This is a genomic window from Mesorhizobium sp. M0077, from assembly GCF_040322955.1.
GTDB lineage: Bacteria > Pseudomonadota > Alphaproteobacteria > Rhizobiales > Rhizobiaceae > Mesorhizobium.
Genome location: NZ_JAMYUL010000006.1, coordinates 62,057 through 88,436, shown reverse-complemented (window position 1 = coordinate 88,436; position 26,380 = coordinate 62,057). Strand labels below are relative to the sequence as shown.

Below are 26,380 nucleotides of genomic sequence, written 5' to 3'. Positions count from 1 at the left end.
AGTTTAATCGCCCTGTTGTAGTCTGCTTCCTCAGAGAACGACCCGGTAAATCGGGCGATTGGGGCCAGGGGCATGCGTCACAGAAGTTTCACGGCAATGGCCGCGCTAGCGGCGGTCTTGATGGTCGGCGGCTGCACGACCGACAACGTCGACAAAACCAAGACCACATCGATCCAACCGGTGGCAAAAGACGTCAGCACCTCCGACCTTGCGCAAGGCAAGGCGCAGTTCCGCGAGGCCAATTACGGCCTTGCCGAACAGCATTTCCGCAAGGCCGTGGAACTGAAGGCCGACAGTGCCGAGGGATGGATGGGGCTTGCCGCCTCCTATGACGAACTCGGCCGCTTCGACTTCGCCGACCGCGCCTACGACCAGCTTTTGAAGGTTGCCGGGCGCAAGCCGCAGATTGTCAACAATATGGGCTATTCGCAGCTGCTGCGCGGCAACAAGAAGAAGGCGAGAGCGCTGCTCATGGAAGCAAGGGCCGGCATGGCCGACCCGAGCGTGATCAACGCCAATCTGGCGCTGCTCAACAAGGGCTGAGACTAGGGACACTCGCGTGCCGAGCTTCGCGGGACGGCAGTCGACGCTTTGTAAACCCTGTCGGCAGGTTGCTTTGAAAACCGGCCGAAAACGGTATCTCCGGCCGGTTGCATGCCTATGATGCGCCACAAATCGAAGATCCCAAAGGTTGCCGCTCATCCATGCTGGATTTCAGTTCGCTATTGCTGGCGGCTGCGCTGTCGGGCACATGCCTGAGCGTCACCATGTTTGTGATCTGGTTCACGGCGCCGCGTGCACGCTTCGTGCTGACGGTTGCGTGCGGCATTCTCGTCCTTGTCGCCCACGTCATCGTCTTCTGGCGCTACACGAGGGAGCCCAGTCCGTTGCTTTGTCAGGCAGCGTTGGCGCTGCTCAGCCTCGGTTTCCTGGCGCTTTCACTTTCGGCCATGCAATATCTTGGTGTGCGCAATTACAGCCGCGCTGTCCTGCCGGCCATGCTCGCGATCGCTGTCTGCGCCGGCGTGACCTATCTCGGTTTCGATGGTGTCGGCTTCATCCTCACCTATACGACGGTAACAGTGCTGCTCGCCTCGATCGGGGTGATGTTCTGGATCAAGGGCGGTCAGGATCGCGGCATTCTGCTGGTCGTTTCGGCGCTAAGCGGCGTCTGCGGCGTATCCTTCGGGCTCTGCGGCGCCGTGCTTCTGGTCAAGGGCCAGTGGGTGCTCGGCGTCGCACCCGACAATTGGGCCGAGCGGTTGAATTCGGTCGTGGCGGTCGCCTGCATGACGGCTCTCGGCGCGCTGACGCTGTCGCTGCATCATCTGCAGGCACAGATCGAACTGAAGGCCGAGACCCTGACCGACCCGTTGACCGGTCTGATGAACCGGCGGGCTTTGAACTCGCTCTATCGCGAGCGCGTCTTCGGCCCGTTCATGTCGGTCGCCATGTTCGACCTCGACCACTTCAAGCGAACCAACGATGTCTATGGCCATCCCGTCGGCGATCGGGTGCTCTGCCGTTTCGCCGCAGTCATCAAGAAGTATGACAGGGTTGGCGTCGACGCCTTCCGGCTGGGCGGCGAGGAGTTCGCGTTGGTCATGTCTCGGATGACCGAAGACAAGGCCTACGATCTCGCCAGCAGGATCGGCGTCGCCTTCGGCACGGAAGTGGTGCCGACGCCGCGCGGGCCGTTGCGCAGCAGCGTCAGCGGCGGCATTGGCTTTGGCAAGGAAGACGGCAGCAGCCTGGATGAAGTGCTGGCCGAGGCCGACCGGGCGCTCTACGCGGCCAAGAACGAGGGGCGAAATCGCGTGCTTGTCCTCAACGGCAAAGCCGACGGACCGGCCCTGCGCTCAGCCTGACAGGCCAGAGTGTTATTCGGCGGCGCCGAGATATTCCGACAGCGGCGGGCAGGAGCAGACGAGGTTGCGGTCGCCGGCGACATTGTCGATGCGCGAGACCGGCGGCCAGTATTTGGCCGCTGTATCGACATCGCCGGCGGGGTAGGCCGCTTCCAGCCGCGAATAGGGGTGGGTCCACTGGCCGGCAAGGGTTTCGGCCGCCGTGTGCGGGGCATTGACCAGCGGGTTGTCCTCGATCGGCCATTCGCCCTTCGCCACTTTCGCTGCCTCGCCGGCGATGGCGATCATCGCCTCGCAGAACCGGTCGAGTTCGCGCTTGGGCTCGGACTCGGTGGGCTCGACCATCAGCGTGCCGGCGACAGGGAACGACATGGTCGGCGCGTGAAAACCGTAATCGATCAGTCGCTTGGCGATATCGTCGACGCTGATGCCGGCGCTCTCCTTGAGGACGCGCGTGTCGAGGATGCATTCATGCGCGATGCGATCGTGCCTGCCTTTGTAGAGAAGCGGGAAGTGCGGCGCGAGCCGCGTCGCCACATAATTGGCCGAGATGATCGCCGTCTCCGTCGCCTGCTTCAGGCCGGCGGCCCCCATCATGCGGATGTACATCCAGGTGATCGGCAGGATGGAAGCGCTGCCGAACGGGGCAGCGGACACGGCATGCGCCGAGCCCTCCGTGACATGACCCGGCAGATAGGGTTTCAGATGCGCCCTGACGCCGATCGGACCGACGCCCGGACCGCCGCCGCCATGCGGGATGCAGAAGGTCTTGTGCAGGTTCATGTGGCAGACATCGGCGCCGATGTCTGCGGGCCGCGCCAGCGCGACCAGCGCGTTAAGGTTGGCGCCGTCGAAATAGACCTGGCCGCCATGTTCGTGAATGAGAGCGCACAGGTGGCGCGCGCCTTCCTCGTAGACGCCGTGCGTCGAGGGATAGGTGAACATCAGAGCTGCGAGATTCTTAGAATGCTCGTTGGCCTTGGCTCGCATATCGTCCATGTCGATATTGCCGTCCTCCAGGCAACGCACGACGACGACGCTCATGCCGGCCATCGCCGCACTCGCCGGATTGGTGCCATGCGCGGACTGGGGGATCAGGCAGATGGTGCGATGGCCTTCACCGCGCGCGCGATGATAGGCGCGGATGGCGAGCAGACCGGCATATTCGCCTTGGCTGCCGGCATTGGGCTGCAGGCTGACGGCGTCGAAGCCGGTGATCTCCGCCAGCCAGCCTTCCAGCTCGCCGACCATGGCGCGATACCCGGCCGAATGGCTGGCCGGCGCGAAGGGATGCAGGTTGGCGACAGCAGGCCAGCTGACCGGCATCATTTCGGCCGCCGCGTTGAGCTTCATGGTGCAGGAGCCCAACGGGATCATGGTGCGGTCGAGCGCCAAATCCTTGTCGGCTAGCCTGCGCAGCAGGCGCATCATGTCGGTCTCGGAGTGGTTTTCGCGGAAAACCGGCTGGGTCAGAAACTCCTTGCCGCGCGGCTTGCCGGGCATCGCGCCGGCCTCAGTAGCGCCGGACTTGGCGCCGAACAGGGCGGCGATAGCCTCGAGATCCGCCTCGGTCGAGGTTTCGTCGAAGGCGATGCTGATGCGGTCGGCATCGATGACGCGCAGCAGCCGGCCACCTTTTTCAGCGGCAGCGGCGATCGAAGCTGCCTTGCCCTTCACTTCGGCCGTCACCGTGTCGAAACGGCTTGAGCCGAGCACGGAAACACCAGCGGTTTTCAGGCCTGCTGCGAGGCCGTTGGCGAGCTCATGAATTCGGGCTGCGATCGCCTGCAAACCAGTGGGCCCGTGCCAGATCGCGTATGCGGTCGCCATGTTGGCAAGCAGCGCCTGCGCGGTGCAGATGTTGGAGGTCGCCTTGTCGCGGCGGATATGCTGTTCGCGCGTCTGCAGGGCGAGGCGATAGCCGGGACGGCCCTTGCTGTCGATCGACTGGCCGACGAGGCGGCCGGGCATCAGCCGGGTCAGCTTGTCGGAGACGGCGCAATAGGCGGCGTGCGGGCCGCCAAAGCCCATCGGCACGCCAAAGCGCTGCATCGGGCCGACGGCGATGTCGGCGCCAAGCCTGGCCGGCGCTTCGGTCAGCGTGAGCGCAAGCGGATCGGCAATGAAGACGACCACGGCGCCGGTGGCGCGAGCCTTCTCGATCGCCGCCTTGTGGTCGCCATAGACGCCAAACGTGTCCGGCCAGGAGACCAGCAGGGCGGCGGTGTTGTCGTCGATGGTCTCGCCATCGATCTCGATGCCGAGCGGCTCGGCGCGGGTGCGCACGACGTCCAGCGTCTGCGGATGCGGCGTGCCGGCCAGCGCCACCTTGGTGCGCTTGTCGCGATGATGGCGCAGCGCGATGCCGACCGCTTCGGCCACCGCCGTCGCTTCGTCGAGCAGGGAAGCCGAAGCCACCGGCAGGCCGGTCAATTCGGTGACCAGGGTCTGGAAGTTGAACAGCATTTCCAAGCGGCCCTGGCTGATCTCGGCCTGGTAGGGCGTATAGGCGGTGTACCAGGCCGGGTTCTCGAACAGGTTGCGCTGGATGACCGGCGGCACGTGGACGCCGTGATAGCCGGCGCCGATGAAGCTCTTCAGCACCGTGTTTTTTGCCATGATCGCCGACAATTCGGCCAGCGCTTCGGCTTCGCTCGCCGGCGCGGGAAGGGCCAGCGGCAGGTCGAGGCGGATCGACTGCGGCACAGCCTGGCTGATCAGCGTCTCGACGGAGGGAACGCCGATCACGGCAAGCATGGCTCTGACATCGTTTACATCAGGACCGATGTGGCGGGCCGAGAAGGGGGTAAGTGCTGCGCTCATGGCAATAGGTCCTGATATCAACCGATATGGGCTTTGTAGGCGGCCTCATCCATGAGGCCTGCGAGTTGGCCTTCGTCGGCGAGCTTCATCTTCCACAGCCAGCCGTCGCCGGTCGCAGCGGAGTTGACCAGCGACGGGTCCGAGGACAGCGCGCCGTTGGCGTCGGTGATCTCGCCGTCAACCGGCGCATAAACATCGGAGGCCGCCTTGACGGATTCGACGACCACGGCGGTATCGCCCTTGCTGAGCTTCGTGCCGATTTGAGGCAGTTCGACGAAGACGAGATCGCCAAGCTGTTCCTGCGCATAGTCGGTGATCCCGACGGTGGCGATGCCTCCCTCGACGCTCAGCCATTCGTGGTCTTGTGTGAAATAGGTCTTTGCCATCGGGATTTATCCTTTGCGGTAGCGATGAGGAGTGAAGGGCATGGAACTGATATCGACCGGGATTTTCGTCCCGCGAACGTCGGCGAACAGTTTCGTGCCCGGCTTGGCCAAGGCCGTTGACACATAGCCCATGGCGACAGGATGGCCGGCCGACGGACCGAAGCCGCCTGATGTCACGTGGCCAGCCGGATTGCCGTCGGCATCGAACAAAGCAGCGCCGGCGCGCACCGGCTGGCGGCCATCCGGCTTCAGGCCGACGCGCTTTTGCGACGGCCCGCGCTCCAGGATGGACCGCAGCGCATCGGCGCCGATGAAGGAACCGCCGGCGCGGAGATCTTTGGGGATCGCCCACATCAGGCCGGCACTGGCCGGATCGATCTCCGGCGTGATGTCCTGGCCGTGCAGGCACAGGCCGGCCTCCAACCGCAGCGAGTCGCGGGCAGCAAGGCCGATCCACAACACACGCTCGTCCTCGAGCAGTTTCGTGACCAGAGCGCGCGCATCCGCCTCCGGCAGGCCGATCTCGAAGCCGTCCTCGCCGGTGTAGCCGGAGCGGCTCATGAACCAGTTTTGCTTCGGCTCGATGCCATGCATGAACAAGAGTGAGCCGGTCTCGATGCCGGCGCGGGACAAGGCAGCCCAGGCTTCCAGCCCCTGGATCGCCAGGAAGACGCGGTCGAGCGCATCGACTTTGACGTCGAAGTCCGCGGCCAGCGCACGCAGATGCTTCTCGTCCTCGACCGCATTCCCGGCGTTGGCGACCACCATGAAGCGCTCGGCGCCGAGCCGGGTGACGATCAGATCGTCGATGATCCCGGCGGCCTCGTTGAGGAAGAAAGTATATTTGGACTGTGAAATCTCAAGCGCGCCGGCATCGAGCGGACTGGCGCGGTTGAGCAGTGCCGCAGCGCCCGGTCCGCTGACAGCGAACAGCTTCATATGCGAAATGTCGAACAGGCCGGCATGTTCGCGGGTGTGAAGGTGCTCCTTCATCACGCCGGCCGGATAGATCAGCGGCATAGACCAGCCCGCAAAGGCGCCAAAGCGTGCGCCGGCGGCGGTGTGCAGATCTTCGAGGGGAAGGTGTTTGGTGTCGTCGCCCGTCATGTCATCTCCAGAGTCGCACGCAATCGGCCGCTGCTGGCGACCAGTCCGTGCCCCTCTGTCTGAAGCCTGAGAGACTCGCGCAACCGGAACTCTGTCGGCGACGCTTACACCTTCGGCGCGGGGCAAGCCCCGACTTTCCAGAGTGTCTTTCCCGTCTACGGTTCTTTTGCCTGAGAGATTTCGGGCGATTTCCCCTTCGGCGGCAGCTCGCGCTGCTCTCTCCCGCAAACAGGTAGGACTCAGACCCTGAGCCCTCGACGCGCCATCCATAGCTTGTCGGCGACACCTTGTCACCTGCCAGCGACATCTTCCTGACAAGTCTTCGCTAACCACGCCGTTTGCCGGTTTTTCAAGACAATGCCGATATTCAGGGCTGATAATTTGGCCGGCAATTGCGTTGGGCACGGCGGATGGGGATTGACAGATGGGCGAACGGATCGGCAGCGCGCCGGTGGCGGGGCTGGCCTCGAAGGACCGCATCACGGCGGAAGATGTCGTCATGCTGCGTCGCGAAGTGTTCGCCGACGGCGTGGTGACGCGCGGCGAGGCTGAAGCACTGTTCGCGCTCGATGCGACAGCGGCGGACAAATGCCCGCAATGGCCTGAGTTCTTCGTCGAGGCCGTTACCGACTACATCGTCCACCAGGAAAAGCCGGCAGGCTATATCTCTGAAGACAATGCCGGTTGGCTGATACAGACCATCTCGCGCGACGGAATGGTCGACAGTGTGACCGAACTGGAGCTGCTGGTGCATGTGCTGGAAAGGGCGAAATCATCGCCCGGCCGGCTCTCCGCCTATGCGCTCGAGCAGGTCGCCAACGCGGTGGTCGACGGCAAGGGACCACTGATGCTCGGCGGCGCGCTGGTTCCCGGGCTGGTCGCCAAGGCAGAGGTCGATCTGTTGCGCCGCATTCTCCATGCCTATGGCGGCGACGGTAACATCGCCATCACACGGGTTGAGGCCGAGGTGCTGTTCCAGATCAACGAGCAGACCGCAGCGGCCCACAACGACCCGTCCTGGAACGACCTGTTCGTCAAGGCGCTCGCCAATTTCGTCATGTGTTCGGCCGGCTACGAAGCGCCGACGCGCGATGTGGCGCTGCGTCGTGACAGTTTCTTGGACCAGGCCGAGCCCGAAATTGGTGGCTTCTTCAGCCGCATGGTGTCGGGCGGACTGGCCGGCATCATGGAAGCCTATCGTTCGCCCGGCGATACCGAGGCCGAATGGGAGTCGAAGAACCGTGCCGCCGAGGCACTCGCGCGCCGCGCCGAGACGATCGACGCCAGCGAGGCGAAATGGCTGGCCGATCGCATCGGCACCGACCGCCCGCTGCGTGACAATGAACGCGCGCTGCTGACGCTGATCAAACTCGCCTCGCCGGAGATACATCCGGCGCTCAAGCCACTGCTCGACAAGGTTGCTTAAGCCGCGCCGTTTTCTGCGACCGGTTTGCAGAGAACGGTATTGGAGTGTCTTCAGGCCAATCGCCAAGTTCGGCCACGCGCTCGAAACCGGCTTCCTCAGGCAAGCTCGGTTCGGTCGGAGTCAAATCGTGCTCGGCTGTATGCGAGCGGCCATCAAATCCCGCCATACCAGTCATAGCCATTGTCTTCCCAATAGCCGCCGCGGCCGCCGCCGATATTGGCAAAACTGTCGACGAGCTCGATCTTGTTGAGATACTTTGGCATCTTGTAGCCGAGCTGTCGTTCGACGCGCACGCGCAGCGGCGCGCCGTTTTCGACCGGTAGCGGCTTGCCGTTGAGGCCGTAGGCGAGGATCGTCTGCGGGTGGCGGGCATCGATCAGGTCGATAGTACCGTAATATTTGATCTCCCCGGAGAGGCTGCGGTCGATCGTGTCGAGGCAATGGAACATGACGTAGCGGGCCTCGGGCTTGACCACCGCCTGGTCGAGCACCAGCGACAGCGGCGTGCCGGTCCATTTGGCGATGCAGCTCCAGCCTTCGACGCAGTCGTGACGGGTGATCTGGGTACGGCTTGGCATGGTCTGAAGCTGCTCGCGGCTGAGCGACAGCGGCTTTTCGACCAGGCCCGTTACCTCCAGCCGCCAGTCGGCGAAATTGTTGGCGAGCAGGCCCTTGTAGGTGTCATCGTCGGGCGCGGTGACGCCGTTCGGCCGCTGCGGCTGGCGGATGTCGGCCTCGGTGAATTCCGGCGCCAGAGCATCGCGGCCGGCAAGCCAGCGTTGCGCGCGGTAGGTCAGGCCATTGGCGTTTTCGAGGAAACTGCGCAGGCCATCGCCCATGCCGAGCTGGCTGTCGAAGGCATCGCAGCCCGACAACATGATGCCGGAAACGCCGAGGCCGGCACCCGTCAGGAACTTTCGGCGGCTGATCGGGAATTTGGCCATCTCACGCACTCCTCTCGGTGTCGCCATGCCTTGGCGGATCCGTGCGGTACCAGCCGGTGATGATCGAGCGCAGTTCATTGATCGGGCCGGCGGCGAGGATCATCATCATATGGACGATGAAAAAGCCGACCAGCAGAACCATCACCGTGAAATGGATGGTGCGCGCCGTCTGCCTTCCGCCGAGCACTTCGTTTAACCAGGGCAGCACCGAATTCATGCTCGGCGACATGGCGAGGCCGGTGATGATCATCAGCGGCAGCAGCACGAACAGCACGCCGCCATAGGCCATTTTCTGCAGAGTGTTGTATTGGCGTGTGTGGTGGAACCTCAGCTTGGCGTGGTCGACAATGTCCCGGGGCAGCCGCTTGAGATCGTCCAGGCGCGGCGCCAGATCGTGGCGCAGGTGGCCGTTTATGACGCTGGCGACGAGCCAGACGACCAGTGTGGTGGTCAGTATCCACGCGAAAAAGAAGTGGACGATGCGGGCAGTGCCGAGATCGTAATAGGACGGGATTGTCGCCCAGGACGGGAAGGCACGCGACGTCTGCTGACCGGCCGGGCCCGACCAGCCGAGCACGCCTGTGGTGTCGAAGCGATGGCCGAAGATTTCGGTATAGCCGCGCGGGCCGGTGGCGGTGTTTTCGGCGCCGATGGCAAAGACGGTGTTGTTGTATTCGAAGCCGGATTGCTTGCCGATGTAGAGCTGCGGCCGGGCATTGAAGATCTGCAGGCCGGACAAAAGCATGAAGAACAGCGAGATCGCCCACAGCCAGTGCGTCAGGCGGGTCCAGCGCGATTGCCGGTAGATCAGCGTCGTATCCTTCGGTGAGGCGGCATCGACGCCTGCGCCGGGCTGACTCATGGCAATGGCTTCCATCTTTTCCTCGCCTTCCGGCTGCGCGGTCCTGGGACGGCCGCGCTCGTCCTTGTCCTCCCAATACGTCGCTATCGAAAGCGATGTTTCATGCGATCACGTTTTTATTACGGGCACGGGTTTTCGCCGGCACGGATACTCAATTGCCGAGGCTGACCGCGAGATTGACGACGGCGGCGACGATGACGGCGTTGAAGAAGAACGACAGGATCGAATGGACAAGCACCACGCGGCGCATATGCGAGGTCGTGATCGCCGTATCGGCGGTCTGCGCGGTCATGCCGATCACCGTCGCGAAATAGAGAAAGTCCCAACCATCCGGCCGTTTGCTGCCGGGAAAATCGAGGCCGCCGACCGGCATTTTCTTCTTGGTGTCCGTATCGATCGCGTCGCCGTCCATCCAGTAGACATGCGCATAGTGGAGGGCGGCCATGGCATGGATGGTGAACCAGCCAAGCGGGATCGACAGCATGGCGAAGCCGAGTTCGATGGGGTCGCGATCCTTGTGATTGATCAAAAGGAACAGCAGGACGATGGCCATGGCGACGATGCCGAGCGTGATGGCAAAGATGCCCAGCACTGGGAGGTCCAGTTCGCGCGCGTTCTTGCTGAGATAGCGGCCGGACAGCAGCGGCATCTTGGCGATGACGAGCGCGATGAAGACGACGAAGAAGGAATCGGCGGCAATCGAAATCGAATAAGCAAGCCGCGTGGAGACGGGGAGCGATCCAATCAAAGGCAATACCGCGGCAAATACGACCAGACCGACGGCTAGCGACACAAAGAACTGCTTGTGCCGCTGCAACGGGTTATTCGGCGATGTGTCGGCCATAGCCCGACCTCGGTTGATGCTTCACGTCTGGTCGGGTGTGACGGATTTCAGAGCCCGCCGCAAGATACGGTCGAGCTCACCCAAGAAACGCGAGCGATCCTGTGGCGCAAAGCTGGCATTGTAGCCCTTGCTCTCGCCGGTTTCGCGCAGATGCTGCTTCAAATCGCGCATTGCAACCGCCATGCCGATGGTCTCCGGCGTGAACGGCCGGCCGGTTGGCCCAAGCACATGCGCGCCGAGCGCCACAGTGCGAGCGGCAAGCGGGATGTCGGCGGTGATCACGATGTCGTTGGGTTTTGCGTTCTCGACGATCCAATCGTCAGCGGCATCGGCGCTTTTAGAGACGACGACGTTGCGGATCATCGGATCGCGCGACGGACGAAGGCCGCCATTGGAGACGTAGGTGACGACCACGCCATGGCGCTCGGCGACCTTCTCGACCTCGGCTTTCACGGGGCAGGCGTCGGCGTCGACGTAGATGGCGGGTGCGGGCATTATCTCTCCAAAACGGACATGGGGCCGGCATGTTACCCGGCCCCATGCCAGAAATCTCGTACTGTCAGGCCGGCAGCGCGCCCGACTTCTTCGCCGTCCAGGTGGCGATGTAATCCATCAGGCCGGGGTTGAGACAGTCATAGGGCTCGAGGCCCATCGACTTCAACTGGCCGCGGATGCCGTCCATGCGCTTGGGTTCGACACCGGATTCGATGATCGACGAAACGAAAGCGGTGAAGCCCGGCGGTGACCAGCCGTCTTCCTGGAAGCGCTCGGGATGGATGAAGGACAGACCCTTGAACGGATGGTCGCGCTCGACCGGGCCGTGCATGTGGACGCCGCAACCGGTGCAGGCATGGCGCTGGATCAATGCTGTCGGATCGACCACCTTCAGCTTGTCGCCATTCTCGGTGACGGTGACGTCGCCGGTGCCGGCGACCGCCACGACCGAGAACACCGCGCCGTCCGGTTTCCAGCATTTGGTGCAGCCGCAGGCGTGGTTGTGGGCGATCTGGCCCTTGACCGTCACCTTCACCGGCTTGCTGGTGCAGGCGCAGACCAGCGTGCCGCCGGCAAAGCTTGCGCTCTCCTTTGGCAAGCCATTGTCGATTTTGGGATGCAGTTTCTCAGGCATTGTCTTCCTCCCTTGTTGAACCTGTGCAACTTCGGTCGCTGGCCCTTCGGTCGGCGGCTTGTTCTTCCTCCGTTTGGTGTGCGATCGGACGCAAAACCGGGCGCCACTTTTGCTGATCGCATTTAGTAAACGACGACGCTCCTGATCGACTTGCCCTCATGCATGAGGTCGAAGCCCCTGTTGATGTCCTCAAGCTTCAGCAAATGGGTGATCATCGGGTCGATCTGGATCTTGCCGTCCATGTACCAGTCGACGATTTTCGGCACGTCGGTGCGGCCGCGAGCGCCGCCGAAGGCGGTGCCCATCCAGGTGCGGCCGGTGACCAGCTGGAACGGCCGGGTCGAAATCTCCTGGCCGGCGCCGGCCACGCCGATGACGACCGACTTGCCCCAGCCGCGATGCGAGGCTTCCAGCGCCTGGCGCATCACCTTGGTGTTGCCGGTGCAGTCGAATGTGTAGTCGGCGCCGCCGATCTGGTCGGCGCCGCGCTTGGTCAAGTTGACGAGGTGAGGAACGATGTCGCCGTCGATCTCCTTCGGGTTGACGAAATGCGTCATGCCGAAGCGCTCGCCCCATGCCTTCTTGTCGTTGTTGAGGTCGACACCGATGATCATGTCGGCGCCGGCGAGCTTCAGGCCCTGGATGACGTTGAGGCCGATGCCACCGAGACCAAAGACGACAGCAGTCGCGCCTTGCTCGACCTTGGCGGTGTTGATGACCGCGCCGATGCCGGTGGTAACGCCGCAGCCGATGTAGCAGATCTTGTCGAAGGGCGCGTCCGGGTTGACCTTGGCGAGCGCGATCTCGGGCAGCACGGTGAAGTTCGAGAAGGTCGAGCAGCCCATATAATGGAAGATCTTGTCCTTGCCGATCGAGAAGCGCGAGGAGCCATCGGGCATCAAGCCCTGGCCCTGGGTGGCGCGGATGGCGGTGCACAAATTGGTCTTGCGCGACAGGCAGGACGGGCACTGCCGGCATTCCGGCGTGTAAAGCGGGATGACGTGGTCGCCCTTCTTGACCGAGGTGACGCCCTTGCCGACATCGACGACAACGCCGGCCCCTTCATGGCCGAGGATTGCCGGAAACAGGCCTTCGGGATCGGCGCCCGACAAAGTGAACTCGTCGGTGTGGCAGATGCCGGTCGCCTTGATCTCGACCAGCACCTCGCCTTCGCGCGGTCCGTCGAGGTCGACCTCCATGATTTCCAACGGCTTTCCGGCGGCGACAGCGACAGCGGCGCGGGTTTTCATCAGGCAATTCCTCCCAAGGCGATTGGTCTTCAGGCTTTCAGGGTTTTTATACTGTTTCAACCCGATTTGGCGACCAAATATGGCGCAAATCTTGGCCCAGTCGTCGGCGAGCCCAACCTTCGCCCCTCGGCACGGGCCTGGCGGGCCGGGAGTGTCTTGATGGGTGCGCTGCCGGCGGTGCTTGAGCCCGGCTGCCGAAGCCCATAAGAAAGACGAAAGACCCGAGGAAACGCATTCGATGTTCACGAAAATCCTGATCGCCAATCGCGGCGAGATTGCTTGCCGCGTCATCAAGACGGCGCGCAGGATGGGGATTGCCACCGTCGCGGTCTATTCCGACGCCGATCGCGACGCCGTGCACGTCGAAATGGCCGACGAGGCCGTGCATATCGGCCCATCGCCTGCCGCGCAAAGCTATCTCCTGCCTGAGAAGATCATTGCTGCCTGCAAGGAGACGGGCGTGCAGGCCGTGCATCCCGGCTACGGATTTCTGTCGGAGCGGGCCGCTTTCTGCGAAGCGCTTGAGGCTGAGGGCATTGTCTTCATCGGTCCGAAACCCAAGGCGATCAAGGCGATGGGCGACAAGATCGAATCGAAGAAGTTCGCCAATGCCGCAGAAGTGTCGACGGTACCGGGCTGGCTTGGTGTCATCGAAAATGCCGACCATGCGGAAAAGATCGCCGGCGAGATCGGTTATCCCGTGATGATCAAGGCCTCGGCCGGCGGCGGCGGTAAAGGCATGCGCATTGCCTGGAGCCAGTCGGAAGTGCGCGACGGCTTCGACCGGGCGCGCTCGGAGGCGAAAAGCTCGTTCGGCGACGACCGCGTCTTCATCGAAAAGTTCGTCGTCGATCCGCGTCATATCGAAATCCAGGTGCTGGCCGACGCGCATGGCACCGCCCTCTATCTCGGCGAGCGCGAATGCTCGATCCAGCGCCGGAACCAGAAGGTTGCGGAAGAGGCGCCGTCGCCATTCCTCGATGCCAAGACGCGCAAGGCCATGGGCGAGCAGGCCGTGGCGCTGGCCAAGGCGGTCGATTACCAGAGCGCCGGCACCGTCGAGTTCATCGTCGATGCTGAAAAGAACTTCTATTTCCTTGAAATGAATACACGATTGCAGGTCGAGCATCCGGTGACGGAGCTTGTTACCGGCATCGACCTGGTCGAGCAGATGATCCGTGTCGCCGCCGGCGAGAAGCTGGCGATCGAGCAGAGCGACGTCAAGCTGAACGGCTGGGCGGTGGAAAGCCGGCTCTATGCCGAGGATCCCTATCGCAATTTCCTGCCCTCGATCGGCCGGTTGACGCGCTACCGGCCGCCGGAGGAGGGCACGTTCGGCGATGTCGTCATCCGCAACGACACCGGCGTCACCGAAGGCTCCGAGATTCCGATGTTCTATGATCCGATGGTGGCAAAACTCTGCACCTGGGCGCCCACGCGTATCGAGGCCATCGATGCCATGTCGGAAGCGCTGGACAGTTTCGTCGTCGACGGCATCGAGCACAACATCCCGTTCCTGGCGGCGCTGATGCAGCATCCGCGCTGGCGCGAGGGGCGGATATCGACGGGCTTCATCGCCGAGGAATATCCTAACGGCTTCGCGCCGATCGTGCCCAATGGCGATGAAAAGGCAGTGCTGGCGGCGATCGCCACCGCGGTCGAGCTTCTGCGCCGCGATCGGCTTGACCGGCTGGGCGGGCGGCTGGCGCCGCATTCGGGCGCACTCAAGCGCGATTGGGTGGTGAAGCTCGGCGACGACTATCTCCAGGCTTCGATCATCGAGGGCATGATCTCCATTCCGATGGAAATCGATCTGTCGGTCGATGGCGGCAAAGCGCTGACCGTGGCGTCCGACTGGCGGCCGGGCGACCTCATCTGGCGCGGCACTGTCGGTGCCCGCAAGGTCACGGCGCAGATCAGGCCGGCGCCAAACGGCCTGCGCATTGCCTGGAAAGGCATGTCGGTGACGGCGCGCGCCATGCTGCCGCGCACGGCTGAACTGGAAAGGCTGATGCCGGAAAAGGTGGCGCCGGACACGTCCAAGATGCTGCTTTGCCCGATGCCGGGCCTGGTCGTGTCGATCGCGGTTGCCGAGGGGCAGGAGGTCAAGGCCGGCGAGACGCTGGCCGTGGTCGAGGCGATGAAGATGGAAAACGTGTTGCGCGCCGACCGCGATCTTGTCGTGTCGAAGCTCAACGCCAAGCCGGGTGACAGCCTGGCTGTGGATGCGGTGATCATGGAGTTCGCCTAGTGATTGTTTGGAAATTCTATTCCGGCGGCCTGAAGGTGGTTTCTGCGCTTCCCGTGCTCACGGACCAATGGCCGCTGCGCTCCGGTTCTCGAAACCACCATCATATGACTCGCCAGAGCGAATTTCGAACAATCTCTGAGCCGTGCGGCTGGGTACGGAAGCCTGTGGTCGGTGGTCATTTGTGCTGGACTGGCATCGCCCGGTCCGGGACAATACATCTCCATCGACTCAAAGCCCTTCGAGCAATTTGAAACATCATGGCGGATGACAAACTTCCACGCGATCCCCTGAGGCGCGAAGCAGCGCTCGCTGCTGCGCGCCCGGAGGCGCCGGCGCGGCCGTTCATCCATCTGCGCGTGCATTCGGCGTATTCGCTGCTCGAGGGCGCCTTGCAGGTCGCCGCCGTTGTCGGTCATGCCGTCAAGGACGAGTGCCCGGCAATCGCCGTCACCGACACAAACAATCTGTTCGGCGCGCTTGAGTTCGCCCAGAAGGCGGTGAAGGAAGGCATCCAGCCGATTATCGGCTGCCAGATCGATCTCGCCTTTTCCGGCGAGACCAGTGACGCACAGCGCGACCGCCGCCGCCACGGGCCGGAGATGAACGCCGTGGTGCTGCTCGCCGCCACCGAGGTTGGCTATAGCAACCTCGTCAGGCTGGTCAGCCAGGTCTATCTGGAGACGCCGCCGGGCGAGCCCGTGCATCTGACGTCAGCAATGCTGGAAGGCCATTGCGATGGCCTGATCTGCCTCAGCGGCGGGCCGCGCGGCCCGATCGGCCGGGCGCTGAAGGAGGATCGCCGAGATCTTGCCGAGACGCGGCTTCTGGCACTCAAGGCGCTGTTCGGCGACCGGCTCTATGTCGAGCTGGACCGTGTTTCCGGTTATGACCGCGCTATCGAGAAATCATCGGTCGACCTTGCCTATATCCATGATCTGCCGCTGGTCGCCACGAATGAGGCGTTCTTCGCCGCCCGCGACGACTATGACGCGCATGATGCTCTGATCGCCATTGCCGAGGGTTCGGTGGTTGCCGCCGACAACCGTCGCCGGCTGACTTCGGACAATTTCCTGCGCAGCCAGGCGGATATGGCGCGGCTGTTCGCCGACCTGCCGGAAGCGATCGACAACACCGTCGAGATCGCGCTGCGCTGTTCCTATTATCCCAAGACCCGCAATCCGATCCTGCCACGCTTTACCGGCGGCGATGTCGCCGACAATGAGGTGGCGCTGAAAGCGGAGGCCGATGAGCTACGCCGGCAGGCGCATGAGGGGCTGGAGGCGCGGCTGGCTGCGCATGGGCCCACTTCCGGCTACACGGTCGAACAATACCGCGAGCGGCTCGATTTCGAACTCTCCATCATCGAGAAGATGAAGTTTCCCGGCTATTTCCTGATCGTCGCCGACTTCATCAAATGGGCCAAGGCGCAAGGCATTCCGGTCGGGCCGGGCCGTGGTTCGGGCGCCGGATCGCTGGTCGCTTATTCCACGACCATCACCGACATCGATCCGCTGCGCTTCTCGCTGCTGTTCGAGCGCTTCCTCAACCCCGACCGCGTGTCGATGCCCGACTTCGACATCGACTTCTGCCAGGACCGGCGCGAAGAGGTCATCCGCTACGTCCAGCAGAAATATGGCCGCGACCAGGTTGGGCAGATCATCACCTTCGGTACGCTGCAGGCGCGCGCGGTGCTGCGCGACGTCGGCCGCGTGTTGCAAATGCCTTACGGCCAAGTCGACAAGCTCTCCAAAATGGTGCCGCAGAACCCCGCCAATCCGGTCAAGCTGGCGGATGCCATCGCCAACGAGCCGCGCTTTGCCGAGGAGGCGGAGAAGGAGCCAATCGTGCAGACGCTGCTCGATATGGCGCAAAAGCTGGAAGGGCTCTACCGCCACGCTTCGACGCACGCCGCCGGCATCGTCATCGGCGACCGGCCCTTGTCGGAACTGGTGCCGATGTACCGCGATCCGCGCTCCGACATGCCGGTCACCCAGTTCAACATGAAATATGTCGAGCAGGCCGGGCTGGTAAAATTCGACTTCCTCGGCCTGAAGACGCTGACGGTGCTGGAGACGGCGGTGAAGCTGATCCGCCGGCGCGGCATCGAGATCGACCTGGCGACGATCCCGCTCGACGATCCTGAAACCTACGCCATGCTGTCGCGCGGCGAAGTGGTCGGTGTGTTCCAGGTGGAAAGTGCCGGCATGCGCAAGGCGCTGATCGGCATGCGGCCCGACTGCATCGAGGACATCATCGCGCTGGTGGCGCTCTACCGTCCCGGCCCGATGGAGAACATCCCGACCTACAATGCCAGAAAACATGGCGAGGAGGAGATGGCCTCGATCCATCCCAAAATCGACCATCTGGTGAAGGAGACGCAAGGCGTCATCGTCTACCAGGAACAGGTGATGCAGATCGCGCAGGAACTGTCGGGCTATTCGCTCGGCGAAGCCGATCTGCTGCGTCGCGCGATGGGCAAGAAGATCCGCGCCGAAATGGACAAGCAGCGCGAGCGTTTCGTCACCGGTGCGGTCGAACGCGGCGTCGGCAAGCCGCAGGCCGACTTCATCTTCGACCTTCTGGCCAAGTTCGCCGACTACGGCTTCAACAAATCGCACGCGGCCGCCTACGCCGTCGTGTCCTACCAGACCGCCTATCTCAAGGCGCATTACCCCGTCGAGTTCCTGGCGGCGTCGATGACGCTCGACATGGGCAATACCGAGAAACTCGCCGATTTCCGCCAGGATGCGCTGCGTCTCGGCATCGAGGTGGTGGCGCCGTCGGCGATGACCAGCTTCCGCAATTTCGAGGTCGGCGAGAACCGCATCTATTATTCGCTGGCGGCCCTCAAGGGCGTCGGCGACGCTGCGGTCGAGCACATCGTCGCCATGCGCGGCGAAAAGCCGTTCAAGAATCTCGCCGATTTCTGTGAAAGGGTCGATCCCAAGATCGTCGGCAAGCGCGTCTTCGAAAGCCTGATCATGGCCGGCGCGCTCGACTGCTTCGGCCACGACCGCGCCCAGATGATGGCCGGCGTCGAACGGATGATGGGGCTGGCTTCGCTGGCGCAGCAGAATGCCATTTCGGGCCAGCACGACATTTTCGGCGCGTCGCTCGGCGCGCAGCAGCAGGCGCTCAATTTGCCGCAGACCGATCCGTGGCTTGCCGCCGACCGGCTGCACCGTGAATTCCAGGTCGTCGGCTTCTATCTTTCGGCGCATCCGCTCGACGAGTACAAGGCGGCCCTGCAGAAGATGCGCGTGCAAAACTGGGGCGAGTTCTCGGCTGCGGTCAAACGCGGTGCCGCCGCGGGCCGGCTCGCCGGCACCGTCACCACCAAGCAGGAGCGCAAGACCCGAACCGGCAACAAGATGGGCGTCATCGCCTTTTCCGACACATCTGGCCAATATGAAGCCGTGCTGTTTTCGGAAGGGTTGGCGCAGTATCGCGATCTGCTCGAGCCCGGACGTTCGGTGGTGATCACCGTTTCGGCCGAGGATAGGCCCGAAGGGGTCAATCTGCGCATCCAGACGGTGCAGTCGCTGGAGGATGAGGCCAGCCGCATCCAGAAGGCGCTGCGCATCTTCGTGCGCGATGCGGCTCCGATCGGCATGCTGGCCGGCCAACTGGCGGTGAAGGGCGAAGGCCAGGTCAGCTTCGTGCTGATCAAGGAGGCCGGCCAAGGCGAGATCGAGATCGAATTGCCCAACCGCTACCGCATCTCGCCGCAAATCGCGTCGGCCATGCGCGCGGTGCCGGGGGTGGTCGAGGTCGAGCTCGTCTAGGCTGCGCTGATATACACGGCAGTCGCATCGACGTCGGCCAGTGCATGACGGCCTAAAGATGCTCTGGGCCTGACATTGCAGCCGATAGGGCCAGCGTGCGGGGCGTGGTTGAACTGACCTTCCTTTGAACCACATGCGTTGAGCAGAAACTTCACAGGAACGCACAATCATGCCCAGCCGCGAACGCGTCGAAGCCTTCCTCAAGGAGGTGGTCGAAGGCTGCCACGTCAAGGCGATCGCCGACTTCTACCATGACGATGCCACCATGCAGGAAAATCTCGGCGTCCCGCGGCGCGGCAAGGAAACACTGATGGCGCATGAGCAGGCAGCACTCGACCGGATCGAGAAGATGCACACCCATCCTGTCCAGACATTCCTGGTCGATGGCGACAATGTCGCCATACGCTGGACCTTCGACCGTGTCGACAAGGCCGGCACCGTGCGCCGGCTGGAAGAGGTGGCCCTGCAGCGCTGGCATGGTGACCGGATTGCGGAGGAGCGGTTCGTCTACGACACCGCCTCGGCCTGGCGCCTCGTGGGGCCGGACGGCAAGGTGGTGGAGGGGTGACGATCACCGGGTCAGGTCATGATGAGATTTGGTTGAAATCTCATCATGATCTAACCCTTTGTTGGAGCATGATCTTTTCCAAAACCGGCACCCACTTTTTGGGATCATGCTCTAGACGGCCCCGGCTGGGACCGTTACGCACTTGTGATGAAGGCAGCCGAGAAGGACGGATTGCAGCAAAACTCAGCGATGGCGCGGCTGCGTGACAGGCTGCGCAAGCTCTATCACGGGCGCACGCCGGTGGCGTTCCGGTTTCAACTGGCGGCGGTCATCATCGACCTCGCCATCATCGCCTTCTTCGTTGCCACGCCGGTGCTCCAGGACAAGCCGTCATTCCTGTGGCTCGACTATACCGTCGCCGCATTGGTCGCCGCCGACCTGATTGCCCGGCTGTTAGCCTCCAACGACATGTTGCGGCTGATGAAACAGCCGACATCCTGGGTCGATGTCTTCATCCTTTTGACGCTGCTGATGCCGACGGCGCTGGCAAATCTGGCGTTCCTGCGCATCCTGCGGCTGTGGTCGCTGTCGCGCAGCGGGTCGCTGTGGCGGCATTTCGAAATGCGTGGCTTGAGGCCCTGGCGCGAGGCGAGCCACGCGGTCATCAACCTGTTGACGTTCCTGTTCGTCATCACCGGCTTCGTCTACACCTTCTTCTTCCGCACCGGCGCCGGCCTCGAAAACTACATTGATGCGCTGTATTTCACCGTTGCCACGGTGACGACCACCGGTTTCGGCGACATCGTGCTGCCGGGGATCGCCGGCAAGCTGACCGCGATCGCCACCATGATCATCGGCATCTCGCTGTTCGTCAGACTGGCGACGGCGATTTTTCGACCCGCCAAGGTGTTCTTTCCCTGTCCGCAATGCGGACTGCAACGGCATGAGCCGGACGCCGTGCACTGCAAGGCCTGCGGGCATCTTCTCAACATACCGGATGAGGGGAATTGACCGACCGCTACGAGGCCGCGACCTCGGCCGGCTTTGGCGCCTTGCGCTGCAGGTTGAGCAGGTTGCCCATCAGGATCAGCAGGGCGCCGCCGGCTGTAAAGATGTCGATCTGCTCGCTGTAGAGCAGCCAGCCGATCAGCGCCGACAGCGGCACGCGCAGGAAATCCATCGGTGAAATCACCGTAGCGTCGGCATAGGTGAGGGCACGCGCCATGCAGAAATGCGACGACATGCCGGTGAAGGCAATCAGCAGGATCCATGGCCAGAGTTCGAGCGGTGGGTTGCGCCATCCATAAAGCGCCGGGATCAGGCCGACCACCGACTGGATGATCAGCATCCAGAAGATGATGCGCACGACGCTGTCCGTGCGGGTCAGCGACTTGACCAACACCACCGATACGCCAAAGCACACGGCCGCGCCGAGAACGACGAGGTGACCCGGATCCATGGAGCCGACGCCGGGGCGAACGATGACCACCACGCCGATCAGGCCAAGCACGACCGCCGCAATTTTCGGGCGGGAGAGCCTTTCGCCAAGAAAGGTCACCGCCAGGATCGCGGTCCAGATCGGTGTGGTGAATTCGATCGATATGAGCACCGCAAGCGGGATCAGCGTCAGCGCATAGAGCCATGCCGCCTGGCCCGTATAGTGGATGACATTGCGAGCGATATGGGCCAACGGGCGCTGCGTGAGCATTGCGGCGAATCCGCCGCTCATCATCACCAGCGGCAACAGGATGAAGAAGCCGATTACCGAGCGCAGTTCCAGCACCTGGAAGACGTTGAGCTCGGCGGTGGTTGCGCGGCCGGCGACTGACATCGCCAGAAACGAGGCGATCGACAGCGCCATCCAGAACGCGGCTTTGGGGATCGATGGGGAAGGTGCCATAGGCGCTATGTCGCAAGCCGGGACTTCTATCGCAACCGTTAGGCGACGCATTCGACTGGGCCAGACCGTTGCAAAACAGCCATGCTGGAAGTGGAACCTGACGCAACGGCAGGCGTTGGTTCCCGGTATTGGCCAATTGCTGGACGCATCGTTTCTTCAACATCAACGGGGGAAAGGTTCCGATGAAATCATTCGCGCGGTTTCTGCTAGCCGGCTGCCTGCTAACTGCAAGCGCCGCGGCCCATGCCGACGAGGCGAATTTTCTCAGCTCCTTGCAAGGGAATTTCTCCGGCAAGGGGACAGTCAAGGTCACCACCGACGCACCGACGATGAATGTGTCCTGCACCTTCAATTCAGACGCGACCTCGAGCTCATTGTCGCTTGACGGCAATTGCCGTGGTCTTGTCGTGGTGACGCGCGCCATCAGCGCCAATCTGAAGGCCCGCGGGGCGACGTATACAGGCGTCTATGTCGGGTCGCGCACCGGGCCGGCACAGCTCGCCGGCAGCCGCTCCGTCAACGCGATAAGTCTCGGCATTCGCTGGGCGGCGGAGGTCAATGGTGATCGCAAGGCGCGGTTGACGGTCGAGAAAACCAGCGGCGACGGAATGCGATTGACCGTTACCGACGTCGATCCGAAAACCGGCAAGAACGTGGTGACGAGCCGCATCGATCTCAAGCGTATCTAAGCCGTCTCACTCCTCGATCGGCTCCGGCGGGTTGGCGTTGCGGCCTTTACCGAAGGTGTAGCCGGTTTCCACCGCCTTCTTGCCGAACTTGTCGCGCAGCGTATCGATGGCGCTTTCGGCCATGGCGCGCTTGCGCGAGCCGACGTCGACGAGATCGGGCGGATCGGCCTTCTCGTCATCCGAGAGATCGCTGACACCGATGCCAAGCAGCCGGTACTTTGTCCCGTCCGCCTCCTTGCGCAACAGCTCGAGCCCGGTCTGGAAAATGCGGTCGGCCAGCCGGGTCGGGTCGCCGAGCTGGCGGTTGCGGGTACGCAGCTTGAAATCCTGCGTCTTCAGCTTCAGCACCACGGTGCGCCCGGCAATGCCTGACTTCTTCAGCCGCGCCGAGACCTTTTCCGACAATCCCCTCAGCACTGGAACCAGTTCGCCCATTTCAGCTATGTCGGTGTCGAAAGTGGTTTCGGCCGACACACTTTTCGCATCCTGGTCGGGATCGACACGGCGGTCGTCCTGGCCGCGCGAGAGATGGTAGAGCCGGGTGCCCATCACGCCATAGCGGCGCATAAGATCGGCGCGCTCCATGCGCTGCAACTGGGCGATGCTGCGGATGCCGTCGCGTTCGAGCGTTGCGGCAAAAGCCTTGCCGACGCCCCAGATCAGCGTCACCGGCTGTTCGGCCAGGAAACCCAGCGCCTCGGCTTCGCCGATCACCGAAAAGCCGCGCGGCTTGCGGAAATCGGAGGCAACCTTGGCCAGGAACTTGCAGTAGGAAAGGCCGGCCGAAACGGTGATGCCGATTTCCTTTTCGACGGTCTGCGCAAAGCGCGCCAGCACAACCGCCGGCGGCATGCCGTGCAGGCGCTCGGTGCCGGCAAGGTCGAGAAACGCCTCATCGATGGAGAGCGGTTCGACCAGCGGCGTGAGCGCCTGCATAAAGGCGCGGACATCGCGGCCGACGCGGACGTATTTCTCCATATTGGGCGGGATGACGACCGCTTCCGGACAGGCTTCGAGCGCCTTGAACATCGGCATTGCCGAGCGCACCCCCTTGATGCGGGCGATGTAGCAGGCGGTGGAGACAACGCCGCGCTTGCCGCCGCCGATGATCAGCGGCTTGTCCTTCAGCGCCGGATTGTCGCGCTTTTCGATCGCCGCATAGAAGGCGTCGCAATCGATATGCGCCAGATGCAGCTGGTAGAGCTCGGGATGGCGGGTGAGTCGAGGGCTGCCGCAACGCTCACAGCGCCTGGTATCGCTGCGCTGAAAGGTCAGGCAGTCGCGGCAAAAACCGTGCTCGGGATTGTTGACAGGGGCCGCCATCGCTGCGAACATAAAGAGAACAGATGCAATGGTACGTCAGGACGGAAGCCGCCACAAGCGGTTAGCCGGGAGAGAACTCATGAGCACCACCATAGCGCCGCTGGCGCCTGACCTATGGGCGGATTTCGAGGATCTTTTCGGCAAGCAGGGCGCCTGTTACGGCTGCTGGTGCACGCATTTCCGGATGGCGCCGGCGGTCCGACGGGCCAGCGACAAGCAGCGCAACAAGGATCATATCAAGGCGCGTATCGAGGCCGGGCCGCCGCCGGGGCTTTTGGCCTTCGAGGACGGCCAGGCGGTCGGCTGGATGCAGATCGGTCCACGCGCCGACGTGCCCGAATGGAACAATCGGGGCCGGGGCTCGGCGCCGGTCGATCCAACGGACGCCGTAGATCCCGGCGTCTGGGCCATCTCCTGCTTCTTCATCCGCGCCAGCGCGCGCGGCCGGGGCGTCAGCCACCGCCTGGTCGAGGGCGGCATCGCTTTTGCCCGCCAGAACAAGGCGCGGCTGGTCGAGGCGTGTCCGATCGACGTGTCGCGCGATTCGCGTTCGATCGGGCTGTTCGTCGGCTCGTCGCGTGTGTTTGAAAAGGCCGGCTTCGAGCGGCTTGTCGAACGCAAGGCCGGACGGCCGCTGATGCGGCTGGTGTTGTAGTCTAATTACGTCGGCGTTTGTTGATGTCCTGTGGAAGCTGTAGGTTGGTTTCATAGCAGACGAACGAAGCGTTCCTTTTTGGTCAAATGGAGAATTTTGTGAACCGTGTCTTGCCGCTTGCTTTCCTTCTCGCCCTCAGCGCTCCTGCCTTTGGCCAGGCTGTCGATGCCCAAGGTGCCAAGCAACTTTCCGATGAGCTCTCTCGCTATGTCGGCAAACAGGCGCTCAATGAAGGCATTTTGAAGATCTCAGCCGAGGAGGGTGCCTACAAGATCACCTTCGATGTGAAGGCGCTTGTGGCGAAGATGCCGAAGCAGGATCTGAAGCGGTTCGATTTCCCGCCCGTCACGCTGCGGGTCAAACCGCGCAGCGACGGAGGCTGGGAAGTCGCCTCGGATTTCTCTACGACTGGGTCCATCGAGGTAAATGGCCCAAATGGCCTGAACACCGGGCAAATCGTTGTCAAGGATGGCAAGTTCACGGGCGTCTATGACCCGGAACTGGCGGCATTTACCAGCGGCACCAGTTCGATTGCAGGCATGACGATGACGTCGCGCCAAGTCAGTCAATTGACCGATTTGAGCGTGGGGCTGGGCTCTTCCAAATTTGACGCCAGCAAGTCGGCCAACGGCGGCGTCGATCTTAATTTCACACAGGCGATGGCGGACTTCGTCGAAACGGTCAAAATCGATGACCGGTCAATCGCAGCGCTCCGGGCACCGGAGCTCGCTGTGAACGTGACCGCTAAGGCCATTCAGACCAAGCCGCTTCTGGATCTTTTGGCGTTCGCCGTCGCCCATGAGGACGAGGCCCGGCTGAAGGCCGATCAAGCAGAGTTCAAAACGCTTCTGCTCGGTGCGCTGCCGCTATGGGAACGGATCGATGGGACCTACGCATTCAAAAACCTTGCCATTGAAACATATGCCGGCAATTTCGGCGCGGCGCAGCTGAACACCGTTGTCGGCATGGACGGCATCACCAAGGACGGCAAGATCAGCTACGCATTCAAGGTTTCCGGCCTGACAATACCGCAGCAGATGCTGCCCAGTTGGACCGTTGCGTTGCTGCCGACGGATCTCGACCTGAATTTCGGCGGCGCCAACATCGATCTCGACAGTATGGCTCGGAAAACCATAGAAACCCTCGATTTCAGTAAGGATCCACCGCTTCCGGCAGATTTCGGCGATCAGATTTCCGCCAATTTCCTGGCCAAGACACCAAAGTTCGTGCTTGGACACAGCACGGTCAAGAATGGCGACATAGAGGTCGCCATGGAAGGCGAAATGACCTTCCCCGACAAGAAGCCCGATGCCAACGTGACCATCGACGTCACCGGCTACGACGAGATCGTGGCAAGCCTGCAGGAGGCGGCGAAGACCGACCCGCAAGCGTCGCAGGCTTTCACAGGGGCGCTTGCCATCAAGGGATTCGCCAAGACGCTGCCGGGCGGTCGTATCGAATGGGTGATCAACGCCAGGCACGACGGGTCGGTGACGGTCAACGGCGCCATGCTGAAGGGGCCTGATCCGGTCGTGGAAGACAACACCGATCAGGATGCGAGCCCTGGGACAGCAACGAAGCCCTGAGCGCTGGACTCAGAGGCGACTAACTCAGAGCCCGAGCGCGCTCGCGATCTTCGGCGCGGCCTCGTGCCAGTCCTCGACGGAGATGATGTCGTCCGGCACCGGCGGCAGGAAGGCGCGGAGCGAATTGTCGGCCATCAGGTGGAAGAGATGGGCTTCGGCAACCGAGTTGCGTGCCGAGATGAGATTGGTGGGCTGGTCGTCGACAAAGGCTACCGGCCGGCCTTTGCTACCACGCAACTTGGCCACCGCCGGTCCCTTGGCCATTTCGGTGGTCAACAGGGGATAGGGCAGACCGAGCGCATCGAGATGGGCGCGGCGGGCGGCGCGATGCCGGTGCGGCATGGCGGTCAAAAGGACGATCTCGACGCGGTCGCTGAGGCTGGCAAGCGCTTGTTCGGCACCGTCGGTAACGCTCTGCCAGTCGGCCTGCGTATCGAAGAAATCTCCGAGAAGTGCCGTCACCTCCGGCTGTTCGATCAGCCGGCCGCTCGCCGTTTCGGCAATGTTGCCGGTGAGACGGAAGGAGGCCAGGGTCAGGCCGAAGCCGCGCGATTTCAGGAAATGCGGAAACGGCCGGATGAATTCGAGCACGACATCGTCGACATCGAGGATCAGCAGAGGCCGGTCGTCGGCTGCAAGTTCGGCGATCTGGCGTGCCGTCTCGGGATCGTCGCTCATATCGAATGCTCATGGTCGTCGCCAAGAGGCAGCGCGCGCAACGCCTTGCCGACTGAGGCCGGCGGAGTGTCGGTTTCCTCGGCAAAGCGCAGCAAGGTCGGCTCGTGGGCGAGGATGAACTGCAGCACGCCGGCAAGGAATCCCGGTTCGGCCGCGGCGCGGCGGATGGCGGACGCCTCGATGCCGGTGATGGCCAGGAAGCGCGGCAGGAGTTCGGGGTCGGCGGCGACGAAGCCCAGTGCCTTCACGGCAATGGTTTCCGCTTCCTCGCGCATTGACGCTGCGTTTGCCATCACTACTTTCTCGTTGCGGAAATGAGTCTCTTTTCCGCAGTAATCGCAAGCGTCGCCTGCGGCAAGCCACAGC

23 protein-coding genes and 1 riboswitch are annotated in these 26,380 nt (G+C 62.8%); of the genes, 10 read left to right on the top strand and 13 right to left on the bottom strand.

What is annotated here, in order from left to right; genetic code table 11:
* Positions 1-72 precede the first annotated feature (72 nt).
* Together NKJ57_RS14440 and NKJ57_RS14435 are read left to right on the top strand one after the other, a co-directional pair.
* Positions 73-543, top strand: coding sequence for a hypothetical protein (locus tag NKJ57_RS14440; protein ID WP_023667596.1), 471 nt, complete (start codon positions 73-75; stop codon positions 541-543).
* A gap of 161 nt (positions 544-704) precedes the next feature.
* Positions 705-1,868, top strand: coding sequence for a GGDEF domain-containing protein (locus NKJ57_RS14435; protein WP_352511665.1), 1,164 nt, complete (start codon positions 705-707; stop codon positions 1,866-1,868).
* 12 nt (positions 1,869-1,880) lie between these two features.
* Here NKJ57_RS14435 and gcvP read toward each other — a convergent pair whose 3' ends face one another.
* From gcvP to gcvT, 3 genes are read right to left on the bottom strand one after another with little or no spacing between them, the layout of a single operon-like run.
* Positions 1,881-4,691: an aminomethyl-transferring glycine dehydrogenase gene (gene gcvP, locus NKJ57_RS14430; RefSeq protein ID WP_352511663.1), complete on the bottom strand. Its 2,811-nt coding sequence runs from the start codon at positions 4,689-4,691 to the stop codon at positions 1,881-1,883.
* Between the two features lie 17 nt (positions 4,692-4,708).
* The gene (gene gcvH / locus NKJ57_RS14425) at positions 4,709-5,077 is read right to left on the bottom strand and encodes a glycine cleavage system protein GcvH (protein ID WP_023688297.1); all 369 of its coding nucleotides are present in this window, start codon (positions 5,075-5,077) and stop codon (positions 4,709-4,711) included.
* 6 nt (positions 5,078-5,083) lie between these two features.
* Positions 5,084-6,184, bottom strand: coding sequence for a glycine cleavage system aminomethyltransferase GcvT (gene gcvT / locus NKJ57_RS14420; protein ID WP_352511661.1), 1,101 nt, complete (start codon positions 6,182-6,184; stop codon positions 5,084-5,086).
* A gap of 148 nt (positions 6,185-6,332) precedes the next feature.
* Positions 6,333-6,419: riboswitch (glycine riboswitch) on the bottom strand.
* Positions 6,420-6,608: 189 nt separating this feature from the next.
* On the opposite strand from gcvT, the gene NKJ57_RS14415 reads away from it, so the two are divergent.
* A complete protein-coding gene (locus NKJ57_RS14415; RefSeq protein ID WP_352511660.1) occupies positions 6,609-7,610 on the top strand; it encodes a hypothetical protein in 1,002 nt (333 codons plus the stop codon).
* 152 nt (positions 7,611-7,762) lie between these two features.
* Here NKJ57_RS14415 and NKJ57_RS14410 read toward each other — a convergent pair whose 3' ends face one another.
* From NKJ57_RS14410 to NKJ57_RS14385, 6 genes are all read right to left on the bottom strand, one after another.
* Positions 7,763-8,554 carry a molybdopterin-binding protein gene (locus NKJ57_RS14410; protein ID WP_352511658.1) on the bottom strand — a complete coding sequence of 264 codons (792 nt, stop codon included), beginning with the start codon at positions 8,552-8,554 and terminating at the stop codon, positions 7,763-7,765.
* Between the two features lies 1 nt (position 8,555).
* Entirely contained in the window at positions 8,556-9,416 is an 861-nt protein-coding gene (locus NKJ57_RS14405; RefSeq protein ID WP_352511656.1) for a cytochrome b/b6 domain-containing protein, read from the bottom strand.
* Positions 9,417-9,567: 151 nt separating this feature from the next.
* Positions 9,568-10,260, bottom strand: coding sequence for a DUF1345 domain-containing protein (locus NKJ57_RS14400; RefSeq protein WP_352511655.1), 693 nt, complete (start codon positions 10,258-10,260; stop codon positions 9,568-9,570).
* 21 nt (positions 10,261-10,281) lie between these two features.
* Entirely contained in the window at positions 10,282-10,755 is a 474-nt protein-coding gene (locus NKJ57_RS14395) for a YaiI/YqxD family protein (RefSeq protein WP_023695438.1), read from the bottom strand.
* A gap of 64 nt (positions 10,756-10,819) precedes the next feature.
* Positions 10,820-11,389 (bottom strand): S-(hydroxymethyl)glutathione synthase, encoded by a 570-nt coding sequence (gene gfa / locus NKJ57_RS14390; RefSeq protein ID WP_352511654.1) that lies wholly within the window; start codon positions 11,387-11,389, stop codon positions 10,820-10,822.
* A gap of 122 nt (positions 11,390-11,511) precedes the next feature.
* Positions 11,512-12,639, bottom strand: coding sequence for an S-(hydroxymethyl)glutathione dehydrogenase/class III alcohol dehydrogenase (locus NKJ57_RS14385; protein ID WP_352511652.1), 1,128 nt, complete (start codon positions 12,637-12,639; stop codon positions 11,512-11,514).
* A 238-nt stretch (positions 12,640-12,877) separates the two neighbouring features.
* On the opposite strand from NKJ57_RS14385, the gene NKJ57_RS14380 reads away from it, so the two are divergent.
* The 4 genes from NKJ57_RS14380 to NKJ57_RS14365 all read left to right on the top strand — a co-directional run bounded on the left by NKJ57_RS14380 (position 12,878) and on the right by NKJ57_RS14365 (position 20,194).
* On the top strand, positions 12,878-14,890 hold the full coding sequence (locus tag NKJ57_RS14380; protein ID WP_352511650.1) for an acetyl-CoA carboxylase biotin carboxylase subunit: 2,013 nt from the start codon (positions 12,878-12,880) through the stop codon (positions 14,888-14,890).
* 257 nt (positions 14,891-15,147) lie between these two features.
* Positions 15,148-18,675 (top strand): DNA polymerase III subunit alpha, encoded by a 3,528-nt coding sequence (dnaE, locus tag NKJ57_RS14375; protein WP_352511649.1) that lies wholly within the window; start codon positions 15,148-15,150, stop codon positions 18,673-18,675.
* A gap of 169 nt (positions 18,676-18,844) precedes the next feature.
* Positions 18,845-19,243 (top strand): nuclear transport factor 2 family protein, encoded by a 399-nt coding sequence (locus NKJ57_RS14370; protein ID WP_352511647.1) that lies wholly within the window; start codon positions 18,845-18,847, stop codon positions 19,241-19,243.
* Between the two features lie 147 nt (positions 19,244-19,390).
* Complete coding sequence (locus NKJ57_RS14365) at positions 19,391-20,194, top strand: potassium channel family protein (RefSeq protein WP_352511645.1); 804 nt, start codon at positions 19,391-19,393, stop codon at positions 20,192-20,194.
* Between the two features lie 7 nt (positions 20,195-20,201).
* Here the strand turns inward: NKJ57_RS14365 and NKJ57_RS14360 are convergent, their stop codons facing one another.
* Positions 20,202-21,083, bottom strand: a complete 882-nt coding sequence (locus NKJ57_RS14360; RefSeq protein ID WP_352511644.1) for a DMT family transporter — start codon at positions 21,081-21,083, stop codon at positions 20,202-20,204.
* A gap of 182 nt (positions 21,084-21,265) precedes the next feature.
* On the opposite strand from NKJ57_RS14360, the gene NKJ57_RS14355 reads away from it, so the two are divergent.
* Complete coding sequence (locus NKJ57_RS14355) at positions 21,266-21,772, top strand: hypothetical protein (RefSeq protein WP_352573716.1); 507 nt, start codon at positions 21,266-21,268, stop codon at positions 21,770-21,772.
* Positions 21,773-21,778: 6 nt separating this feature from the next.
* Here the strand turns inward: NKJ57_RS14355 and NKJ57_RS14350 are convergent, their stop codons facing one another.
* Positions 21,779-23,107 (bottom strand): DNA polymerase IV, encoded by a 1,329-nt coding sequence (locus tag NKJ57_RS14350; RefSeq protein ID WP_352511640.1) that lies wholly within the window; start codon positions 23,105-23,107, stop codon positions 21,779-21,781.
* 67 nt (positions 23,108-23,174) lie between these two features.
* On the opposite strand from NKJ57_RS14350, the gene NKJ57_RS14345 reads away from it, so the two are divergent.
* Positions 23,175-23,750 (top strand): GNAT family N-acetyltransferase, encoded by a 576-nt coding sequence (locus NKJ57_RS14345; RefSeq protein WP_023681576.1) that lies wholly within the window; start codon positions 23,175-23,177, stop codon positions 23,748-23,750.
* A 98-nt stretch (positions 23,751-23,848) separates the two neighbouring features.
* Positions 23,849-25,336, top strand: a complete 1,488-nt coding sequence (locus NKJ57_RS14340; RefSeq protein WP_352511638.1) for a hypothetical protein — start codon at positions 23,849-23,851, stop codon at positions 25,334-25,336.
* Positions 25,337-25,360: 24 nt separating this feature from the next.
* Here NKJ57_RS14340 and NKJ57_RS14335 read toward each other — a convergent pair whose 3' ends face one another.
* Together NKJ57_RS14335 and NKJ57_RS14330 are read right to left on the bottom strand one after the other, a co-directional pair.
* On the bottom strand, positions 25,361-26,014 hold the full coding sequence (locus NKJ57_RS14335; RefSeq protein WP_352511636.1) for a hypothetical protein: 654 nt from the start codon (positions 26,012-26,014) through the stop codon (positions 25,361-25,363).
* A complete protein-coding gene (locus NKJ57_RS14330) occupies positions 26,011-26,307 on the bottom strand; it encodes a DUF3572 domain-containing protein (RefSeq protein ID WP_352511634.1) in 297 nt (98 codons plus the stop codon). The genes NKJ57_RS14335 and NKJ57_RS14330 overlap by 4 nt, the downstream gene beginning before the upstream one ends.
* Positions 26,308-26,380 lie beyond the last annotated feature (73 nt).

Coding starts and splice junctions, on each gene's coding strand:
- NKJ57_RS14405 (WP_352511656.1), bottom strand. CDS start 9,416: ATGAGTCAGCCCGGCGCAGGCGTCGATGCCGCCTCACCGAAGGATACG.
- NKJ57_RS14335 (WP_352511636.1), bottom strand. CDS start 26,014: ATGAGCGACGATCCCGAGACGGCACGCCAGATCGCCGAACTTGCAGCC.
- NKJ57_RS14410 (WP_352511658.1), bottom strand. CDS start 8,554: ATGGCCAAATTCCCGATCAGCCGCCGAAAGTTCCTGACGGGTGCCGGC.
- NKJ57_RS14330 (WP_352511634.1), bottom strand. CDS start 26,307: ATGGCAAACGCAGCGTCAATGCGCGAGGAAGCGGAAACCATTGCCGTG.
- NKJ57_RS14360 (WP_352511644.1), bottom strand. CDS start 21,083: ATGGCACCTTCCCCATCGATCCCCAAAGCCGCGTTCTGGATGGCGCTG.
- dnaE (WP_352511649.1), top strand. CDS start 15,148: ATGGCGGATGACAAACTTCCACGCGATCCCCTGAGGCGCGAAGCAGCG.
- NKJ57_RS14395 (WP_023695438.1), bottom strand. CDS start 10,755: ATGCCCGCACCCGCCATCTACGTCGACGCCGACGCCTGCCCCGTGAAA.
- NKJ57_RS14435 (WP_352511665.1), top strand. CDS start 705: ATGCTGGATTTCAGTTCGCTATTGCTGGCGGCTGCGCTGTCGGGCACA.
- NKJ57_RS14380 (WP_352511650.1), top strand. CDS start 12,878: ATGTTCACGAAAATCCTGATCGCCAATCGCGGCGAGATTGCTTGCCGC.
- NKJ57_RS14400 (WP_352511655.1), bottom strand. CDS start 10,260: ATGGCCGACACATCGCCGAATAACCCGTTGCAGCGGCACAAGCAGTTC.
- NKJ57_RS14370 (WP_352511647.1), top strand. CDS start 18,845: ATGCCCAGCCGCGAACGCGTCGAAGCCTTCCTCAAGGAGGTGGTCGAA.
- gcvT (WP_352511661.1), bottom strand. CDS start 6,184: ATGACGGGCGACGACACCAAACACCTTCCCCTCGAAGATCTGCACACC.
- NKJ57_RS14415 (WP_352511660.1), top strand. CDS start 6,609: ATGGGCGAACGGATCGGCAGCGCGCCGGTGGCGGGGCTGGCCTCGAAG.
- NKJ57_RS14440 (WP_023667596.1), top strand. CDS start 73: ATGCGTCACAGAAGTTTCACGGCAATGGCCGCGCTAGCGGCGGTCTTG.
- gcvP (WP_352511663.1), bottom strand. CDS start 4,691: ATGAGCGCAGCACTTACCCCCTTCTCGGCCCGCCACATCGGTCCTGAT.
- NKJ57_RS14385 (WP_352511652.1), bottom strand. CDS start 12,639: ATGAAAACCCGCGCCGCTGTCGCTGTCGCCGCCGGAAAGCCGTTGGAA.
- NKJ57_RS14355 (WP_352573716.1), top strand. CDS start 21,266: ATGAAATCATTCGCGCGGTTTCTGCTAGCCGGCTGCCTGCTAACTGCA.
- NKJ57_RS14350 (WP_352511640.1), bottom strand. CDS start 23,107: ATGTTCGCAGCGATGGCGGCCCCTGTCAACAATCCCGAGCACGGTTTT.
- NKJ57_RS14345 (WP_023681576.1), top strand. CDS start 23,175: ATGAGCACCACCATAGCGCCGCTGGCGCCTGACCTATGGGCGGATTTC.
- gcvH (WP_023688297.1), bottom strand. CDS start 5,077: ATGGCAAAGACCTATTTCACACAAGACCACGAATGGCTGAGCGTCGAG.
- NKJ57_RS14365 (WP_352511645.1), top strand. CDS start 19,391: ATGAAGGCAGCCGAGAAGGACGGATTGCAGCAAAACTCAGCGATGGCG.
- gfa (WP_352511654.1), bottom strand. CDS start 11,389: ATGCCTGAGAAACTGCATCCCAAAATCGACAATGGCTTGCCAAAGGAG.